This is a genomic window from Candidatus Hydrogenedentota bacterium (genome assembly GCA_016791475.1).
GTDB lineage: Bacteria > Hydrogenedentota > Hydrogenedentia > Hydrogenedentales > JAEUWI01 > JAEUWI01.
The window spans coordinates 1-2,128 of the sequence record JAEUWI010000109.1; the positions used below are offsets into that span (position 1 = coordinate 1).

Annotated in this window: 2 protein-coding genes; both read right to left on the reverse strand. The window is 60.3% G+C overall.

Features of this window, described 5'->3' with window-relative positions:
• Positions 1 to 1,648, reverse strand: a 1,648-nt coding sequence (locus JNK74_28095; GenBank protein ID MBL7650051.1) for a hypothetical protein, incomplete at its 3' end; no start/stop codon positions are given.
• 277 nt (positions 1,649 to 1,925) lie between these two features.
• A partial coding sequence (locus JNK74_28100; protein MBL7650052.1) for a hypothetical protein occupies positions 1,926 to 2,128 on the reverse strand: 203 nt, incomplete at its 5' end.

A 2,128-nucleotide genomic window follows, 5' to 3' on the forward strand; every position in this document is an offset into this window, starting at 1 on the left:
AGCCCGTGTCATCGGAACCGCTCGTGTCGCCACCGTTGTCGTCGGAGCTGTCGTCACCGCTGTCGTCGGTGCCGTTGTCATCGGAGCTGTCGTCACCGCTGTCGTCGGTGCCGTTGTCATCGGAGTTGTCGTCGCCACTGTCGTCATCGGAGCTGTCGTCGCCGTTGTCGTCGCCGTTGTCGTCGCCACCGTTGTCGTCGCCACTGTCGTCGTCGTTGTCGTCGCCACCGTTGTCGTCGCCACCGTTGTCATCGCCACCGTTGTCGTCGCCGCCGTTGTCATCGCCACCGTTGTCGTCGCCGCCGTTGTCGTCGCCGCCGTTGTCATCGCCGCCGTTGTCATCGCCGCCGTTGTCATCGCCGCCGTTGTCATCGCCACCGTTGTCGTCGCCGCCGTTGTCATCGCCGCCGTTGTCATCGCCGCCATTCGAGGGCGCGGCACTGGAAAGAATCACCTGGTCCGTTCCACCGGCGAGCAGTTCCACCAGCGACTCACGGGTCAGCACCGGGGGCGTGTCGCCCAGGCGGGTGTCGAGACGGAAGCTAATGTCGCCCTTTTCGTCGCTGGCGGTGTCGACCGAGCCAACCAGTACGCCATCCACCCAGATATCGACGATACCGCTGTAGGTAAGGTCTTCAGCTTCGACCTTGAACTTCCGGCGGGCGCCTTCGATTTCATATTCCGCTTCACCGTGGGCGTTCAGGTCGGTGCCGGCGCCATTGATCTGAATCGTAAATTCGTCATTCGAGTTATTGTTCGAGGGAGCATCGGGGAAGATCACCACGATATCTCCGAGGAGATTGCCATCCACCGAAAGGTTGCCTGAGGCGAAGACCTTGAGGCCGACCACGAGGTCCGTCGCCGAGCCCGTGGGCGAATCGAAGTCGCTGGGCTTGAAGATGCTCGCGCCGTCAAAACTGACCGTCAGTGCGGCCGCGTCACGCTTCAGTACAAAGGTGCTTGCGGATGCGTCAATCGAACTGATAATCCCGATGGCCTGCGCCTCGACGGAGGAATCAAACAGGTCCACCTGAAGATCCGGAACAAGCTGGAAGGAACCGTCATCCAGAGAGACCAGGCTGATACTGCCCAACTGAAGAACCAGCAGACCCGTGCCGTTCTCCGTTGCCGTGAAACTGGAGGCCACCGTCAGGTTGCCGCCATCCAGCAACGAGATGTTCTCGATGACCGTCGCGGGGTCGGAGGCCAGCGTCAATCGCGGTGTCGAAAGGAGCATCTCCACTTCCGTGTAGCTGCCGACGGGCACCACGGCCGAGTCGAGTACGTCGTTCACGCCCACCAGGTCCAGAAGATTGATCTGAATCGGGTCGGCAAATACGGTCACCTGCTCGCTTCCCCCTTCGATCGTCCGGCGCAACCGAATTTCATCTACGTTTACGAAGAGCGAATCGATTTCGCTCTGCTGAACCACGCGAGCCTTGTTGCCGAGGTTCTTCGCCGTGGTAAAGGCGCCGTCATCCGCTGCCAGGAGCATGGTCAGTTTTGCTCCATCCTGAGGATTGTCCTCGGGCAAGGGGCAGCCCGTCAAAGCCGTTGCAGCCACGACGGCCGCCAGCGGCGCGATTAACAGCCGATTCTTCAGTTTCTTCTTCAGTCCCGACAGGGAAATGTGGCCAAGTCTCATCATGCGAAATCCTCCAAATGCGAATTTACCGCCACGGCGGGCACAGCGCCTGCCTTTTTGCTCATTAGACGGATAATGCTCGAGTCCACTTACATCGAGTCGAACCCCGGCAACATCCCGACTCCCCCGAGTACGGGCGTTGTAACTTCCGAAAGGGATTAAACCACCCTTCGCTGGATTCCGCAAGTCGCCCGGTCAATAAACGGGCCCTACTGGGCCCGTAAAGTGCAGCGAGGCCTCCAATTTGGGAGGCCTCGCCAATCTGACATTACACTAGTGCTCAAACACCCTTGTCGTCCCTTGACCCGCTGCCCGAGTTGTCGTCGTCGTCGTCATCACCCGAACCGCTGCCCGAGTTGTCGTCGTCGTCATCATCATCCGAGCCGCTGCCCGAGTTGTCGTCGTCTTCGTCGTCATCACCAGAGCCGCTGCCCGAGTTGTCTTCGTCGTCATCACCCGAGCCGCTGCCCGAGTTGTCTTCGT